The 15,067-nt window shown below is 65.5% G+C and carries 16 protein-coding genes; 10 read left to right on the plus strand and 6 right to left on the minus strand.

Features of this window, described 5'->3' with window-relative positions; translation table 11 throughout:
* Window positions 1-209 precede the first annotated feature (209 nt).
* Window positions 210-1,013, minus strand: a complete 804-nt coding sequence (locus tag V9L21_RS26005) for an enoyl-CoA hydratase-related protein (protein WP_337315666.1) — start codon at window positions 1,011-1,013, stop codon at window positions 210-212.
* A gap of 150 nt (window positions 1,014-1,163) precedes the next feature.
* Here V9L21_RS26005 and V9L21_RS26010 point away from each other — a divergent pair, with 150 nt between their 5' ends.
* Together V9L21_RS26010 and V9L21_RS26015 are read left to right on the plus strand one after the other, a co-directional pair.
* Window positions 1,164-1,766, plus strand: a complete 603-nt coding sequence (locus V9L21_RS26010; RefSeq protein ID WP_337315667.1) for a phenylacetic acid degradation protein PaaY — start codon at window positions 1,164-1,166, stop codon at window positions 1,764-1,766.
* A gap of 64 nt (window positions 1,767-1,830) precedes the next feature.
* Complete coding sequence (locus V9L21_RS26015; protein ID WP_337315668.1) at window positions 1,831-2,475, plus strand: TetR/AcrR family transcriptional regulator; 645 nt, start codon at window positions 1,831-1,833, stop codon at window positions 2,473-2,475.
* On the opposite strand, the gene V9L21_RS26020 is transcribed toward V9L21_RS26015, so the two are convergent.
* Window positions 2,457-3,260, minus strand: a complete 804-nt coding sequence (locus V9L21_RS26020) for an SDR family NAD(P)-dependent oxidoreductase (protein WP_337315669.1) — start codon at window positions 3,258-3,260, stop codon at window positions 2,457-2,459. The genes V9L21_RS26015 and V9L21_RS26020 overlap by 19 nt on opposite strands.
* A gap of 142 nt (window positions 3,261-3,402) precedes the next feature.
* Here V9L21_RS26020 and V9L21_RS26025 point away from each other — a divergent pair, with 142 nt between their 5' ends.
* Window positions 3,403-3,999, plus strand: a complete 597-nt coding sequence (locus V9L21_RS26025; RefSeq protein ID WP_337315670.1) for a TetR/AcrR family transcriptional regulator — start codon at window positions 3,403-3,405, stop codon at window positions 3,997-3,999.
* Here V9L21_RS26025 and V9L21_RS26030 read toward each other — a convergent pair.
* The 4 genes from V9L21_RS26030 to V9L21_RS26045 are packed head-to-tail and all read right to left on the minus strand — an operon-like array spanning window position 3,983 to window position 8,056.
* Window positions 3,983-5,020, minus strand: coding sequence for a VWA domain-containing protein (locus V9L21_RS26030; RefSeq protein WP_258504502.1), 1,038 nt, complete (start codon window positions 5,018-5,020; stop codon window positions 3,983-3,985). The two genes, V9L21_RS26025 and V9L21_RS26030, sit on opposite strands and share 17 nt — an antisense overlap.
* The gene (locus tag V9L21_RS26035) at window positions 5,017-6,006 is read right to left on the minus strand and encodes a DUF58 domain-containing protein (protein ID WP_258504503.1); all 990 of its coding nucleotides are present in this window, start codon (window positions 6,004-6,006) and stop codon (window positions 5,017-5,019) included. Before V9L21_RS26035 ends, V9L21_RS26030 begins: the two co-directional genes overlap by 4 nt.
* Window positions 5,987-7,000, minus strand: coding sequence for an AAA family ATPase (locus V9L21_RS26040; protein WP_337315671.1), 1,014 nt, complete (start codon window positions 6,998-7,000; stop codon window positions 5,987-5,989). The genes V9L21_RS26035 and V9L21_RS26040 overlap by 20 nt, the downstream gene beginning before the upstream one ends.
* 54 nt (window positions 7,001-7,054) lie before the next feature.
* Entirely contained in the window at window positions 7,055-8,056 is a 1,002-nt protein-coding gene (locus V9L21_RS26045) for a S1C family serine protease (RefSeq protein WP_337315672.1), read from the minus strand.
* Window positions 8,057-8,144: 88 nt separating this feature from the next.
* On the opposite strand from V9L21_RS26045, the gene V9L21_RS26050 reads away from it, so the two are divergent.
* The 7 genes from V9L21_RS26050 (at window position 8,145) to V9L21_RS26080 (ending at window position 14,903) form a co-directional block, all read left to right on the plus strand.
* Window positions 8,145-9,005: a TatD family hydrolase gene (locus V9L21_RS26050; protein WP_337315673.1), complete on the plus strand. Its 861-nt coding sequence runs from the start codon at window positions 8,145-8,147 to the stop codon at window positions 9,003-9,005.
* Window positions 9,006-9,136: 131 nt separating this feature from the next.
* On the plus strand, window positions 9,137-9,544 hold the full coding sequence (locus V9L21_RS26055) for a hypothetical protein (RefSeq protein WP_337315674.1): 408 nt from the start codon (window positions 9,137-9,139) through the stop codon (window positions 9,542-9,544).
* 87 nt (window positions 9,545-9,631) lie between these two features.
* Window positions 9,632-10,159 carry a DNA-deoxyinosine glycosylase gene (locus V9L21_RS26060; protein WP_337315675.1) on the plus strand — a complete coding sequence of 176 codons (528 nt, stop codon included), beginning with the start codon at window positions 9,632-9,634 and terminating at the stop codon, window positions 10,157-10,159.
* A complete protein-coding gene (locus V9L21_RS26065) occupies window positions 10,159-10,941 on the plus strand; it encodes a spermidine synthase (RefSeq protein ID WP_337315676.1) in 783 nt (260 codons plus the stop codon). Before V9L21_RS26060 ends, V9L21_RS26065 begins: the two co-directional genes overlap by 1 nt.
* Window positions 10,938-12,734 (plus strand): GspE/PulE family protein, encoded by a 1,797-nt coding sequence (locus tag V9L21_RS26070; protein WP_337315677.1) that lies wholly within the window; start codon window positions 10,938-10,940, stop codon window positions 12,732-12,734. The genes V9L21_RS26065 and V9L21_RS26070 overlap by 4 nt, the downstream gene beginning before the upstream one ends.
* Before the next feature lie 152 nt (window positions 12,735-12,886).
* Window positions 12,887-13,375: a tripartite tricarboxylate transporter TctB family protein gene (locus V9L21_RS26075; RefSeq protein ID WP_258504512.1), complete on the plus strand. Its 489-nt coding sequence runs from the start codon at window positions 12,887-12,889 to the stop codon at window positions 13,373-13,375.
* Between the two features lie 16 nt (window positions 13,376-13,391).
* A complete protein-coding gene (locus tag V9L21_RS26080) occupies window positions 13,392-14,903 on the plus strand; it encodes a tripartite tricarboxylate transporter permease (RefSeq protein ID WP_258504514.1) in 1,512 nt (503 codons plus the stop codon).
* Window positions 14,904-15,067 lie beyond the last annotated feature (164 nt).

Genomic DNA, 15,067 nt, shown 5'->3' on the forward strand with positions numbered 1-15,067 from the left:
AGCACCCGATGCCCTGTGCACCGGGGCACGCTGCTGATGTACCGCTGATCAACCACCGCTCTGTGCAACGCACCCGCCGGCGGGGTGCCTTGCGCAGCGAAACAAAGGAGGAGGCCGAAGGCCGGGGGACATTCGCGGAGAAAGGTACCCCGTCGGCGGGTGCGCCCCCCGAATGACCTGCAACACGGCTTAACGAACAGCAAGTCATCTCAGCGATCCTTGAACACCGGTGCACGCTTGGCACGAAAGGCTTCAACGCCTTCGCGGCAGTCGTGGGCGTTGCCCAACTCGCGCTGGATGCGTGCTTCTTCGGCGAGTGCCGTGTCCAGATCCATGTCCTGCGCCGAAGCCATGGCTTGCCGCGTGGCGACCAGGGCGCGGGTCGGCATTGCGGCGAGTTTCGATGCGAGTGAGGCCACTGTGTCGGCCAGTGCCGCGTCGTCCACGCACTGCCATATCAGTCCGATGCGCGCCGCTTCCTCGGCGGGGAGCTTGTCGCCCAGCATCGCGATGCCGAGTGCGCGCGCCGAGCCCACGAGGCGCGGCAGCAGCCAGGTGCCGCCCGTGTCGGGCACGAGGCCGATCTTGGTGAAGGCCTGGATGAAGCTCGCCGAGCGCCCGGCCACCACCAGGTCGCAGCACAGCGCGAGGTTGGCACCCGCGCCGGCGGCCACGCCGTTGACAGCAGCCACCACCGGCACGGGCATCGAACGCAGGCGCGCGACCAGCGGTGCGTAGTAAGTGGAGATGACGTGGCCCAAATCCTTGGGAGCGGCGCCCGGCGTCGGGTCGGGTGCGACCGAGGGATCGGCCAGGTCCTGCCCGGCGCAGAAGGCGCGCCCGGCGCCCGTGAGCACCACGCAGCGCACGCTGTCGTCCTTGGCTGCGAGCTCCAGTGCGGCCATCAGCTCGGCATGCATTTCCGTCGTGAAGCTGTTGAGCGCGGCGGGGCGGTTGAGGCTCAACGTGCGGACGGCGCCGGCATTACCGGTGAGAACTAAAGGTTCTGGCATGGGCTTGTCTCTCATCCTTGTTTTGGCGGAATCGGCATGCAAACACTATTGACCGACCGGACGGTAGATTTTAGGATCGACCTTGAATCCGGCACAAGCGGGGTTGATTCAGGGCAAACCCTGAGCCCCTGAAAAAAGGAGACCGACCGAATGCCCAGCTATTCCATCGACGGCGTGATACCCGTCGTCGACCCGACGGCCTATGTGCATCCGAGTGCCGTGTTGATCGGCGACGTGATCGTGGGCGCCAACTGCTATGTGGGGCCCTGCGCCAGCCTGCGCGGCGACTTCGGGCGCATCGTGCTGGAGGAGGGCTCCAACGTGCAGGACCATTGCTGCATTCACGGCTTTCCGGACCAGGACACGGTGGTCGAGGTCAACGGGCATATCGGCCACGGCGCAATCCTGCACAGCTGCATCGTGCGGCGCGACGCGCTCGTGGGCATGAACGCGGTGGTGATGGACGAAGCCGAAATCGGCGAGCAGGCGATCGTGGCGGCCTGCGCCTTTGTGCCGGCCGGCATGAAGGTGCCCGCGCGCTCGCTGGTGGCGGGCATTCCCGCCAAGGTGAAGAAGATGCTGAGCGAGGAGGAAATTGCCTGGAAGCTCGAGGGCACGCAGACCTACCAGGCGCTGACGGTTCGCAGCCTTGCCAGCCTGCACGAAGTGACGCCGCTGCGGCAGATGGAGCCCGATCGCCCGCGCCTGCCTGCCACTGACGTGCGTTTGCTGATTGCGACCCGGCGGGGCTAGCCGGCGCGCTTCATGCAAGATTGCGGGTTGCCCGCAACTCCGATCAAGGAAGAAAGAAGACCCGATGCCGCGTGGAAGATCCGCCACCTATGACGACCAGCGCGAGTTCATCCTTGCGCAGGCCGCCCAACTGTTCGCGCGCCGCGGCTATCCCGCCACCTCGATGAACCAGGTGGCCGAAGCCTGCAACCTCTCCAAGGCCACGCTCTATCACTACTACAAGGACAAGAGCAGCCTGCTCATCAGCATTGCCGAGACGCACGTGTCGAAGCTCGCCGCGCTGGTGGCCGAGGAAGAAGCGTCGACGCACACCGATGAAGAGCGGCTGCGCCGCTTCATCTACCGCATCGTCGAGGAATATGCCGGCGCGCAGGACGCGCACCGTGTGCTGACCGACGACGTGCGCTTTCTCGAAGAGGAAGACCGCGAGCGCGTGCTCGACAAGGAGCGCGAGGTGGTCGCGGGGTTTGCGCGCGCCGTCTCGGCGCTCCGGCCCGGCGCGCCGAGCGACGACCTCGCCAAGCCGCTGACCATGCTGCTGTTCGGCATGATCAACTGGATGTTCACCTGGATGAAACCCGGCGGAAAGCTCGACCACGCGGCGATTGCGCCAATCGTGGCCGACCTGTTCCTGGGGGGTATCGGCGCGGTGAAGTCACCAGACCAGTCAGCGATGGCCGCGCAGGCCGATCAGGCTGTCGCCAAATAACGCGCGGCCGGCTTGTTGGTCTGCGAAGCGCCGAACAGCTTGGCGCTTGCATCGGTAAAGCCGGTGAGCAGGGCGGCGTCGTTCACCGACGGCAACGTGATTGCCTCGCCCAGGTCGAGACCGGCGAGCGCGGCGTCCACGCATTCTTCGGCCTGCATGACCGTACCTTCGGCCAGCGCCGACACCGGCACGCCCGAAAGCTCCCAGATGTCGGTGGCCGTGGCTGCCGGCAGCACCAGCTGCACCTTCACGCCGGTGCCCGCCACTTCTTCCTGCAGCCCGCGCGTGAACGCGACCACAAAAGCCTTGGTGCCGCTGTAGATGCTGCTGATCGGCAGCGTGTAGAAGCCGAGCACCGAGCCGATGTTCACCAGCGTGCCCCGGTTGCGCGCCTTGAAGGCGGTCAGCGCGGCATGGCTCAGGTGAGCGAGCGCGTTGATGTTCACGTCGAGCATGCTCTGCAATTGCGCGCTCGTGGTCAGCGCGACGGGTGCGAGCGTGGAGAGGCCGGCATTGTTGATCAGCAGTGTGATCGACGGGTCGGCGGCAACGGCCTTTGACACGCGCTCGAGGTCGCCGGCGGCGGCCAGGTCGGCCGCGAGCGTTTGCACCTTGACGCCATATTTGGCGCGCAGGCCGGCTGCGACTTCTTCCAGCAGGTCGGCGCGGCGCGCCACCAGCAGCAGGTCGTGGCCGCGGCGGGCCAAGCGGTCTGCGTAGATCTTGCCGAGGCCGGCCGAGGCGCCGGTGACGACGGCGGTGCCGAGGGTTGCTTGTTCGCTCATTTCGAATCCGTTCAAAAGTAGGTTGGAAGGTCGGGCTCACTGCAAGCATGATGACCATCATGTTTGAGGTGTCGAAGCATGATGGGTATCATGCTTAGCGTCAAGCCATGTCTTGAAGTACCCCGGAACAGAAAGAGGTCACATGCGATACCCCGCAGCGGAAACCGCCGAAAAGCACCAGAAGATCCTTGCCGAGGCCTCGCGCCTCTTCAAGGAGCGCGGCTTCGACGGCGTGAGCGTGAGCGAGATCATGAAAGCTACCGGGCTCACGCACGGCCCGTTCTACAACCACTTCGACTCGAAGGAGGCGCTGATGGCAGAGTGCATCGTCCACGCTGGGGATGCTGCGCTTGCCCATCTGGATGAGGCCGCACAAACGCCCGAAGGCATGCGCGCCTATGTGCGGAGCTACCTGAGCCGCGAGCACCGCGACAGCCGCGCCGGCGGCTGCCTTGTGGCCGCCTTTGCCGCGCATGCGGGCCAGCCGGGGAGCGAGAAAGCCATCGGCGCGCCGCTGACGGCCTACTTCAAGGTGCTGATCGACCGGTTCGCCAGCAAGTTTCCGTGGCGGTCGAAGAAGAACGCCCGGGGAGACGCGATTCGCACGCTGGCATCGATGTACGGCGGCGTGGTGCTGGCCCGCGCCATGGACGACGAGGCCCTGTCTGAAGAAATTTTGCGCGAGGTGCTCGCCGGCCTGCCGGCCACCGCCAAGGCCGGAGCTAAAGAATCCGGTTGAACCAGAGCAGCGAGAGCCCCGCCGACAGCAGCGTGAGGATGGCCGCGCCCAGCGCGAAGAGCGCCGAGATTTCGGTTTCCTTCTTCTCGACCGTGAGCTTGGAACTCAGCGTTTCGTACACCTTCTTCAGGTCGGCGGCGGTGCCCGCGTAGAAGTACTCGGCGTTGGTCTTGTTGGCCACGGCCTTGAGCGTTTCCTCGTCGAGCCGCACGCGCATCGACCAGCCTTCGAAGCCGATGGTCTCGCCGTCGACCGTGCCCACGCCCACCGTGTAGATGCGCACGCCGCGATCGGCCGCCGCCTTGGCGGCATCGAGCGGATCGACGCCGGTGGTGCGCTGGCCGTCGGTCAGCATGATCACCGCGGCCGAGGTGTAGGAGCCCGGTGCCACCGGCGTGAACTCCTTGGCCTGCTTTTCGGTCTGGTCGATGGGCGTGCCGCGCTGGCGGCTGGGTGCGCTGAACTGCGAAACGTCGATGCCCGCGTCAGGGAACAGGGTGGCGAGCGACACCACGATGGCATTGCCCGTGGCCGTGGCGCGCTGCAGCTGGAAGCTGTCGATGGCGGTGATCAGGTCGTCATGGTTGGTGGTGGGCAACTGCGCCACCTGGGCACTGCCCGCGAACGCCACGATGCCGACCTTCACATGGCGCGGCAGGTCCTTGATGAAGCTCTTGGCGGCTTCCTGCGCGGCAACCAGCCGGTTGGGCAGCACGTCGGCTGCGCGCATGCTGCCGGACACGTCCATCGCGAGGATGATGGTCTGCTGGTTCGAAGGCAGCAGCACCACCGCCATCGGCCTTGCAGCGGCCACCAGCATCGCGGCCATGGCCAGCAGAAAGAGGAGCGGCGGAATATGCCGCCTGACGCTCTGGCCGGCGCCCATGGCCTCGCGCACGATCGAGAGGCTGGCATAGCGCACCGCAAGCTTCTTCTTGCGGCGGATCAGCCAGATGTAGAGCAACACCAGCAGCGGCAAGGCCGCCAGCAACCAGAGGAATTGAGGCCAGAGAAATGTCATGCTGCCACCGCCTTCATGCTGCCCGAGCCGATGCGCGTGCGGCGCTTGCGCATGTCGGCAAAACGTACGATGGCTTCCACCAGGTCGTCGCTGGTCGAAAGCTCGAGTGCATCGACGCCGGCCTTCGCGAGCGAGGCGCGCAGCGTTGCTTCGCGCTCGGCCGCCAGGCGGGCGAAGCGCTTGCGAAAACCGGCATCGTGGGTGTCGACCCATAGCTGCTCGCCGGTTTCGGCATCGCGAAGTGGCACCAGGCCCAGGTCGGGCAGCTCGAGCTCGAGCGGGTCGAACAGGCGCACGGCAATCACTTCGTGCCGCTGCACCAGTTGGCCGAGCGGGCGCTCCCAGCCGGGCTCGCTCAAGAAGTCGGACACCACGAACACGGTGGAGCGGCGCGGCATCAGCGTGGCGGCCGACTTCAGCAGGTCGGCCAGGCGCGTCATGCCTTTTTGCGTGGGCGCTTTTTCGATCTTGTCGGCGCGGCGCTCCATGGCGTGCAGCAGATGCAGCACGTGCCGGCGGCCGCTGCGCGGCGGAATCACCGCCTCGAGGTCGCTGCCGTAGACCAGCGCCCCGACCCGGTTGCCGTGGCGCGTGAGCAGGCGCGCGAGCACGCCGACGAAGCCGGCCGAGATCTCGCGCTTGGCCTTGAGGCCGGAGCCGAAGTCAACCGAGCGGCTCAGGTCGAGCACAAACCATGCGGACATCTCGCGGTCTTCGGTGAAAACGCGCACGTGCGGTACCTGCAGCCGGGCAGTGACGTTCCAGTCGATATGCCGCACGTCGTCATGGTGCTGGTATTCGCGCAGGTCGGCCAGGTCGAGCCCGGTGCCGCGCATCAGCGTGCGGTAGTCGCCCTGCAGCAGGCCGTCGAGGCGGCGGATGACAGTCCATTCGAGCCGGCGCAGCGCGCGTTCCGCTCCGCCGGCCTGTGCATTGAGCCGTTCGTCGTTAGCGGCCGCGGGGGCCTTACGCCACCAGCTTTTCATGTTCAAGAGGTTTGGGAGGTGCGGGAACGGCCTTCATGATCTTGTCGATCAGGCCGTCGGGTGTGAGGCCTTCGGACAGGCCTTCGTAGGAAAGCGTCACGCGGTGGCGCAGCACGTCGGGAACCAGCGCGGTCATGTCTTCAGGCAGGGCGTAGCTGCGGCCGCGCAGCAGGGCCAGCGCACGTGCGCCTTCGGTGAGGCTGATGCTTGCGCGCGGGCTGGCGCCGAAGGTGATGAAGCGGTGCATGTCCTTCAGGCCGTGCTTGTCGGGCGTGCGCGTGGCCGATACGAGCTTTACCGCGTACTGGATGAGCGACGGGTCGACATACACGCGCCGCGCCTCGGCCTGCAGTGCCGCGAGCTGCTCGGTGGTGGCCACCGGGTTGACCTCGACCATCGTGCCGATCACGCGCTGCACGATGACGAACTCTTCCTCGTCGCTCGGGTAGTCGACCAGCACCTTCATCATGAAGCGGTCGACCTGCGCCTCGGGCAGCGGATAGGTGCCTTCGGTTTCGATGGGGTTCTGCGTGGCCATGACGAGGAACGGGCGCGGCACCCTGTGCGTTTCGCCCGCAATCGTGACCTGGCGCTCCTGCATGACTTCGAGCAGCGCGCTCTGCACCTTGGCCGGGGCGCGGTTGATTTCGTCGGCCAGCAGCAGGTTGGCAAACACCGGGCCGAGCGAGGTGCTGAACTCGCCCGTCTTCTGGTTGTAGATGCGCGTGCCGACCAGGTCGGCCGGCACCAGGTCGGGCGTGAACTGGATGCGCTTGAACTGGCCGCGCACGGTGTCGGCCAGCGTCTTGATGGTGAGGGTTTTTGCAAGACCCGGCACGCCTTCGACCAGCAGGTGGCCGCCCGCGAGCATGGCGACCATCACACGCTCCAGGAAGCGGTCCTGGCCCACCACGACGCGCTTGACCTCGTAGAGGATCTGCTCCATCAGCTCGGCCGTGGCGGAAGACGTGGAAAAGGGGGTCTCGGTGCTCATGCGATGGCCTCTCTGTAATCAATCGAAAGCATGGGGCGGTCCTCCGTCAGGCTGCTAGAACGGCGGCGAGCCGGCGGCGGAGGCTGCGTTCTCAATGGGCACGGCAAATCCGATGCCTATGAAAGTGCGCTGCTGCGTGGGATTGAGGATGGCGGTGACGATGCCGAGCACCTCGCCGTCCATGTTGATCAGCGGTCCGCCCGAATTGCCGGGGTTGGCCGCCGCGTCGAACTGGATCAGGTTGCCCAACTCCTGCTTGCCCTCGGGCGAGCGGAACGAGCGCTTCAGGCCCGACACCACGCCCGCCGACACCGAAGGACCGATGCCGAACGGAAAGCCGACCGCGGCCACCTGGTCGCCGGATTGCAGGTCGGCCGTCGAGCGCATCACGGCGGGAATCAGGTCGTCGGGAATCTTCTGCGCCTGCAGCACCGCAAGATCGTTCTCGGGTTGCACGCCGGTGATGGTGGCCACAGCTTCGAGGCCATCGGAGAAAGTGACCTTGATGGTCTCGGCGCCGGCCACGACGTGAAGGTTGGTGAGGATGACGCCCTTGTCGACGATGACCACGCCGGTGCCCACGCCGCGTTCGGTTTCGCCCGGTGGCGGATCGGCTTCAGGCGCCTTGCCCTTGGCAAGATTGCGTCCGCGCTTCTGGGTCTTGGCTTCGGGGGTGGCTTTTTCGGGGCCGTAGCCGACCACGCGAACCACCGAAGGCCGCACGATCTCGGCCGCCTTGGCGGCGGGTGAGGGCAGCGTGTTGGTCTGCAGCGTGCGCAGCACGGCCGAGTCGATGTCTTTCTGCGTCAGTGCCCTGGCGCCCTGGCGCGGCCACCATGCACTGCCGACCGCAATGGCGCACAGCACCACCAGAAACGCAAAACTGCGTCGGCCGGGCTGCCAGCGCGGCTTGCCTTGCGGTGGAGAAACGGGTGAATCCGGCGGCGCGCCATTGCCTCCGCCTTCGGGCGATGGCACGGCCTGATCGGCGGCCGCGGAATCGGCCGCCTGAGGCAGCGTGCGGGGCGAACGGCTGTAGAAGGCGGGCCTGCGCATCGAAACACCTCCGGCAAGGGATGACGGGTGAGGGGTTCACAGTAGCACGCTTTCTTCTGCCTTGCATCCCTTCGGGCATCATCTCGCCATGGCTGTATTCATCGACACCCACTGCCATCTGGACGCGCCCGAATTCGGTGCAGAAATGCCGCTCATCCGTGCCCGCGCCGCGGAACGGGGCGTGGCGCTGTGCGTCATTCCGGCGGTTGCCGCCTTCAACTTTGCAACCGTGCGCGAGCTGGCGCACGTGCAGAGCGATGCCTATGCGCTGGGAATCCACCCCCTGTGCACCGGCAACGCGCAAGGGGCCGACCTGGAGGCGCTCGATGCCGAGCTGTCCACGCGCCGCGGCGACCCGCGACTGGTTGCGGTCGGCGAAATCGGTCTCGACTACTTCGTGGAGGGGCTGGACAGCGACAAGCAGCAGCACTTTTTTCACACTCAGTTGCAACTCGCGCGCAAGCACGACCTGCCGGTGCTCATTCATGTGCGCCGCTCGGTCGACAAGGTGCTCAAGCATTTGCGGCAGACAGCGGGCGGCCATCCGTGGCGGGGCATTGCCCATGCGTTCAACGGCAGCGAGCAGCAGGCCAAGGCCTGCATCGAGATCGGCCTGAAGCTGGGATTCGGCGGCGCGGTGACCTTTGATCGCGCGCTGCAGCTGCGGCGGCTGGCGGCCACGCTGCCGCTCGAATCGATGGTGATGGAAACCGATGCGCCCGACATCCAGCCGCACTGGATCTACCGCACGCAGGCGCAGCGCGCGGCCGGTGAAGCGCAGGGCCGCAACGAGCCCGGCGAGCTGCCGCGCATTGCCGAAGTGGTGGCGCAGTTGCGCGGCATCGGCGTCGATGAACTGGCCGAGGCCACGACCCGGAATGCGCTGGAAGCCATGCCGCGGCTCGAAAGCCTTCTTTCCTTGTCGGAGCGCAGGCCGCAGCGCGCGTAGGCCGATGTCCCGAGTTGCGTTTGCGCAAGCGGAGGCTCCTTTTTTACTGTCATCCTCGGTGTTCGAAGTGGCGTTGTTTGTTCAGTGGCAAGTTCGTCACTCCGACACTTCATCCAAAAAGGAGTCTTTACATGACCACATCTTTCGTTCGCACCGTGCCCGTCGTGCTGGCCCTCGCGCTTGCTTCCATCGGCGTGTCCGCCGTGGCTCAAACCGCGACCACCGCAGCACCCGCAACGACCACCGCCGAGCCCACCACCACCGAGAAGGTGAAGGAAGCCGGCAGGGACGCAGTCGATGCGACCGCGACCACGACCAAGAAGGCCGTGAACGCCACCGAACGCGGCGCCAAGAAGGCCTGGGACGCGACCAAGCGCACCACCAAGAAGGCCACCAACGCCACCAAGAACGTGGCCGCCAAGACGGGCGACGCGGTTGAAACCGCCGGCCACAAGACGGCTGACGGCATGCGCAGCACCGGCAAGGCCATTGGCGAAAAGGTGCCCGGCACCGCCGAACACGAAGCCGCCAAGAAATAACCGGCGCCCGCCTTCCGCACAACCCGCTTCGGCGGGTTTTTTCATGGGCGATCGACAGTACCGACAGTGCCAAGATAGAGGCTGTTCATGAAACCACCAACCGCACCTGACACCCCAAGCGCAGTGCTCACCGGCCTGGCGCCCGTCGTCTCGCCGGACACCGTGGTGCTGATCCTCGGAAGCTTCCCGGGCGTTCGATCGCTCGAGCAGCAGCAGTACTATGCGCATCCGCAAAATCAGTTCTGGAAAATCTTGCAAGCCGTTTGGCCCCAACACCCGCTCCCGATCGGCGCAGACAGCTATCCCGAAAAGAAGAAGTGGCTGCTCGCGCGCGGCCTCGGCGTGTGGGACGTGTATGCCGCCTGCGAGCGCGAGGGCAGCCTCGACTCGGCCATTCGCGCACCCGTTGCCAACGACATAGCCGGCCTGCATCTGCCGAAGCTTGCCGCCATTGCCCACAACGGCGGCGAGAGCTTCAAGCATGCGCGCCACACGCGCACCCTGGGCGTGCCGGTCTACCAGCTGCCTTCCACCAGCCCCGCCAATGCGTCGTGGAGCTTCGAGCGCAAGCTCGCGGCCTGGCGCGAGGTCTTCGACGCCCACCAACTCATCTGATGGCCACGAGCAAAACCCCCGTCCTTCCTGAAGTCAATTTTTCCGACTGGGGCGATATCCGCTACCTGCACCTGGGCACCGAATGGGTCCAGGGCTCGATGAAGCTCGATGCACCGTTCGAGATCGAGCTCGAATACGTGCAGCGCATGATGGCCTGGCTGCTGTTCGCCGATGCGAAAAGCGTGGCAAGCTGCCACGCGATGCAGCTCGGTCTCGGCGCGGCCACGCTCACCAAGTTCTGCCGCAAGACCTTGCGCATGCGCACCACAGCGGTCGAGCTGAACCCGCAGGTGGTGTCGGCATGCCGCGGCTGGTTCAAGCTGCCGGCGGACGACCCGAAACTGCGCGTGGTCATTGCCGATGCCGCGCTCGAAATCCGCAAGGCCGAATGGCAAGGCACGGTGGACGCATTGCAGGTCGACCTGTACGACCATGAGGCCGCGGCGCCGGTGCTCGACAGCGAAGACTTCTATGCCGATTGCCGCACATTGCTCACCGAAGACGGCTGCATGACGGTCAATCTCTTCGGGCGCTCGTCGAGCTACGAGCGCAGCCTCGAGAAAATTGCAGGCGCATTCGGCGCCGACGCGGTGTGGGCCTTCAAGCCGACGCGCGAAGGCAACACGGTGGTGCTGGCGCAGCGCACGCCAAGCCGCCCGAAGCGCGAAGCCCTTGCCGAGCGCGCCCAAACGATCCAGACTCGCTGGGGCCTGCCCGCGCCTAAATGGCTGCGTGTGTTCAAACCGCTGAATCCCACTCTCACCCGACCTTCCGGCTCATGAGCGCTGTTCCCGCTGCTTCCGCATCCAAACCTTCGCCTGCCCGCCACGAGGGCCCGCTCGACCTGCGCCGCCTCATCGAATGGCTCGCCGCCGACGGCGTGATTTCGCCGGTGGAGGCCAAGCGCACCATTGCGCGCTGTGCCCAGGCCGAAAGCCGGCAGGCGCCGCTGGTGCGCCTTGCCAACGTGGCCATGACGCGCGAAAGCGACGGCAAGCCGCTCGATCTTGAAATGCTCACGCAATGGCTTGCCGGCCGTGCGGGGCTCAGCTACCTGCGCATCGATCCGCTCAAGGTCGACGTGGGCAAGGTGGCCGACACCATGAGCGCGGCCTATGCCGAGCGCCACAAGGTGCTGCCTGTGCAGGTGCTGCCCAACGAAGTGGTGGTAGCCACGGCCGAGCCGTTTCTTACCGACTGGATCGCCGAGGTGGAGCGCCAGGCGCGCCGCACCGTGCGCCGCGTGGTGGCCAACCCGACGGACATCCAGCGCTATACGGCCGAATTCTTTGCGCTCGCCAAGTCGGTGCGCGCGGCGCAGAAGGCCGGCGGCAACACCGGCGGCGCGAGCTTCGAGCAGCTGGTGGAACTGGGCAAAAGCACCAAGCAACTCGACGCCAACGACCAGAGCGTGGTGCAGGTGGTCGACTGGCTGTGGCAATACGCGTTCGACCAGCGCGCGAGCGACATTCATTTGGAGCCGCGCCGCGAACAGGGCGTGATCCGCTTTCGCATCGACGGCATCCTGCATCCGGCCTACCAGATGCCCATGGGCGTGATGAACGCAATGGTGTCGCGCATCAAGCTGCTGGGCCGCATGGACGTGGTCGAAAAGCGCCGCCCGCTCGACGGCCGCATCAAGACCCGCAACATGCGCGGCGACGAAGTCGAAATGCGGCTTTCCACCTTGCCGACAGCCTTTGGCGAAAAGATGGTGATGCGGATCTTCGACCCCGACACGGCGGTGAAGGATCTCGATGCGCTCGGCTTTTCGCAGCACGACGCGCACCGCTGGGAGCAGCTGGTCACGCGGCCCAACGGCATCATCCTGGTGACCGGGCCCACGGGCTCGGGCAAGACCACCACGCTGTATTCCACGCTCAAGCGCGTGGCGACCGAAGAGGTCAACGTGAGCACGGTCGAAGACCCGATTGAAATGATCGAGCCTTCGTTCAACCAGACGCAGGTGCAGCCGCAGCTGGACTTCGGGTTTACCGAAGGCCTGCGCGCGCTGATGCGGCAGGACCCGGACATCATCATGGTCGGCGAAATCCGCGACCTTGCCACGGCCGAGATGGCGGTGCAGGCCGCGCTCACGGGCCACCTGGTGTTCAGCACGCTGCACACGAACGACGCGCCGAGCGCCATCACGCGGCTCATGGAACTGGGCGTGCCGTCGTACCTCATCAACGCCGTGATGCTCGGCGTGCTGGCCCAGCGGCTGGTGCGCACGCTGTGCCCCAATTGCAAGCAGCCCGACGACACGGTCACGCGCGAGAAGCTCGAAGCCATCGTCAAGCCGTGGCAGATCACCGGCTCGGTGCGCGCCTACAAGCCCGTGGGCTGCGTCGATTGCCGCATGACGGGCTACATGGGCCGTATGGGGCTGTACGAACTGCTGAGCATCAGCGAAGACTTCAAGAGCCAGGTCAACAAGGAGCCCAACCTGGCGGGGCTGCGGCGGCAAGCGGTCATCGACGGCATGCGGCCGCTGCGCCTGGCGGGCGCGCTGCGCGTGGCCGAGGGCGTGACGACGGTCGAAGAAGTTTTGAGCGCGACGCCGCCCCTCGAATAAGCCCCGGCGGAGCCGGTTTTCCGGCGTTCCGCGAATTGGTGCGGTGAAGTCTTTCGGGTTATCCCTAGGCCTTTCGTTAGTGGAATCCACATCGGGCTGACCACTGGCTGACTCGACAATCCGGCATCGAAATCTGTTCGAGGAGACTGTTCGTGAAAATCAAGAGTCAGAAAGACTTTTTCTCGGGTCTGATGTTTACGGTAGTGGGCGCGGCGTTCGCATGGGGCGCCACCACCTACAGCGTAGGCACCGGCGCCCGCATGGGGCCGGGTTACTTCCCGTTGATGCTGGGCATCCTGATGGCCGTCATCGGCCTGGGGATCATGTTCAGCGGCCTGACCGTTGAAACCACCGACGGCGAAAAGATCGGCAAGTGGGCCTGGAAGCAGGTGATCTTCATCCTGGGCGCCAACGTCGCCTTCGGCATCTTGCTCGGCGGCCTGCCGAGCCTCGGCGTGCCGGCCATGGGAATGATCATCGCGATCTACGCGCTCGTGCTCATCGCGAGCCTTGCGGGTCACGAGTTCAAGCTGCCTACCGTGCTGATCCTGGCCACCGTGCTGGCCGTCGGCAGCTACGTTGCATTCATCTGGGCGCTCAAGCTGCAAATCCAGGTCTGGCCGACCTTCATCACCGGTTGAGAAGAAAGCTGCTCACATGGAATTGTTTGACCACCTCTCGATGGGTTTTGGCGTTGCCTTTACCTTCACCAACCTGCTGTACTGCCTGGGCGGCTGTATCCTGGGCACGCTGATCGGCGTGCTCCCGGGCATCGGCCCGGTTGCGACCATCGCAATGCTGCTGCCGGCCACGTACGCGCTGCCGCCCGTGTCGGCGCTGATCATGCTGGCCGGTATCTATTACGGCGCGCAGTACGGCGGCTCCACCACCGCCATTCTGGTGAACCTGCCTGGCGAATCTTCGTCGGTGGTAACCGTGATCGACGGCTACCAGATGGCGCGCAAGGGCCGAGCAGGCCCGGCGCTCGCCGCCGCGGGCCTGGGTTCGTTCTTTGCCGGCTGCGTCGGCACGCTGATCCTGGCCGCCTTTGCGCCGCCGCTCACCGAGCTGGCCTTCAAGTTCGGCCCCGCCGAATACTTCTCGCTGATGATCCTGGGCCTGATCGGCGCCGTGGTGCTGGCTTCGGGCTCGCTGCTCAAGGCCATCGGCATGATCGTGCTGGGCCTGCTGCTGGGCCTGGTGGGCACCGACGTGAACTCGGGCGTGGCACGCTACAGCTTCGACGTTCCGGAACTGACCGACGGCATTGGCTTTGTGGCCATTGCCATGGGCGTGTTCGGCTACGGCGAAATCATTGCCAACCTTTCGCGCCCCGACGACGAGCGCGAGGTGTTCACCGCCAAGGTGTCGGGCCTGTTCCCGACCAAGGAAGACTTCAAGCGCATGATCCCGGCCGTGCTGCGCGGCACGGCGCTGGGCTCGTCGCTCGGCATCCTGCCGGGTGGCGGTGCGTTGCTGTCGGCCTTTGCGGCCTACACCATCGAGAAGAAGACCAAGCTCCATCCGGGCGAAGTACCGTTCGGCAAGGGCAACATCCGCGGCGTGGCAGCTCCTGAAGCGGCCAACAACGCAGGTGCGCAAACCTCGTTCATTCCGCTGCTGACGCTGGGTATTCCGCCCAACGCGGTGATGGCGCTGATGGTGGGCGCAATGACGATCCACAACATCCAGCCAGGCCCGCAGGTGATGACCAGCAACCCCGAGCTGTTCTGGGGCCTGATCGCCTCGATGTGGCTTGGCAATGCAATGCTCGTGATCCTGAACCTGCCGCTGATCGGCATGTGGATCAAGCTGCTGACGGTGCCCTACAAGTTCCTGTTCCCCGCGATCGTGCTGTTCTGCGCGATTGGCGTGTACTCCACGAACAACAACACGTGGGACATCTGGATGGTGGGCATCTTCGGCTTCGTGGGCTACACCTTCTTCAAGCTGGGTTGCGAGCCTGCACCATTGCTGTTGGGCTTCATCCTCGGGCCAATGATGGAAGAGAACCTGCGCCGCTCGCTGCTGCTCTCGCGCGGTGACTGGAGCGTGTTCGTCACGCGCCCGATCTCGCTCGGACTGCTGCTTGCCGCTGCGCTGCTGCTGGTGATCGTGCTGTTGCCGGCGGTGAAGGCGAAGCGCGAAGAGGCTTTCGTCGAAGACTGATTTCCGTCTTCTGTTTTCCGTAAACGGCGCCTTTGGGCGCCGTTTTTCATTTCAGCGGTTCTGCTGCGTGCTGTGTTTGAAGGCTCTTGTTCAGGGCGGGTGCAAAGGCCACCGGGTACTCCCCTCCGCGAATGTCCCCCGGGGCTGCGCCCCTCCTCCTTTAT

This window comes from Variovorax sp. CCNWLW235 (assembly GCF_037204085.1).
Classification (GTDB): Bacteria; Pseudomonadota; Gammaproteobacteria; order Burkholderiales; family Burkholderiaceae_C; genus Variovorax.

Bases quoted from the DNA above. Each gene is read 5' to 3' on its own strand.
- V9L21_RS26035 (WP_258504503.1), bottom strand. From the start codon at position 6,006: ATGAAAAGCTGGTGGCGTAAGGCCCCCGCGGCCGCTAACGACGAACGG.
- V9L21_RS26065 (WP_337315676.1), top strand. From the start codon at position 10,159: ATGGCCACGAGCAAAACCCCCGTCCTTCCTGAAGTCAATTTTTCCGAC.
- V9L21_RS26030 (WP_258504502.1), bottom strand. From the start codon at position 5,020: ATGACATTTCTCTGGCCTCAATTCCTCTGGTTGCTGGCGGCCTTGCCG.
- V9L21_RS26070 (WP_337315677.1), top strand. From the start codon at position 10,938: ATGAGCGCTGTTCCCGCTGCTTCCGCATCCAAACCTTCGCCTGCCCGC.
- V9L21_RS26020 (WP_337315669.1), bottom strand. From the start codon at position 3,260: ATGAGCGAACAAGCAACCCTCGGCACCGCCGTCGTCACCGGCGCCTCG.
- V9L21_RS26055 (WP_337315674.1), top strand. From the start codon at position 9,137: ATGACCACATCTTTCGTTCGCACCGTGCCCGTCGTGCTGGCCCTCGCG.
- V9L21_RS26025 (WP_337315670.1), top strand. From the start codon at position 3,403: ATGCGATACCCCGCAGCGGAAACCGCCGAAAAGCACCAGAAGATCCTT.
- V9L21_RS26010 (WP_337315667.1), top strand. From the start codon at position 1,164: ATGCCCAGCTATTCCATCGACGGCGTGATACCCGTCGTCGACCCGACG.
- V9L21_RS26005 (WP_337315666.1), bottom strand. From the start codon at position 1,013: ATGCCAGAACCTTTAGTTCTCACCGGTAATGCCGGCGCCGTCCGCACG.
- V9L21_RS26080 (WP_258504514.1), top strand. From the start codon at position 13,392: ATGGAATTGTTTGACCACCTCTCGATGGGTTTTGGCGTTGCCTTTACC.
- V9L21_RS26050 (WP_337315673.1), top strand. From the start codon at position 8,145: ATGGCTGTATTCATCGACACCCACTGCCATCTGGACGCGCCCGAATTC.
- V9L21_RS26040 (WP_337315671.1), bottom strand. From the start codon at position 7,000: ATGAGCACCGAGACCCCCTTTTCCACGTCTTCCGCCACGGCCGAGCTG.
- V9L21_RS26045 (WP_337315672.1), bottom strand. From the start codon at position 8,056: ATGCGCAGGCCCGCCTTCTACAGCCGTTCGCCCCGCACGCTGCCTCAG.
- V9L21_RS26015 (WP_337315668.1), top strand. From the start codon at position 1,831: ATGCCGCGTGGAAGATCCGCCACCTATGACGACCAGCGCGAGTTCATC.
- V9L21_RS26060 (WP_337315675.1), top strand. From the start codon at position 9,632: ATGAAACCACCAACCGCACCTGACACCCCAAGCGCAGTGCTCACCGGC.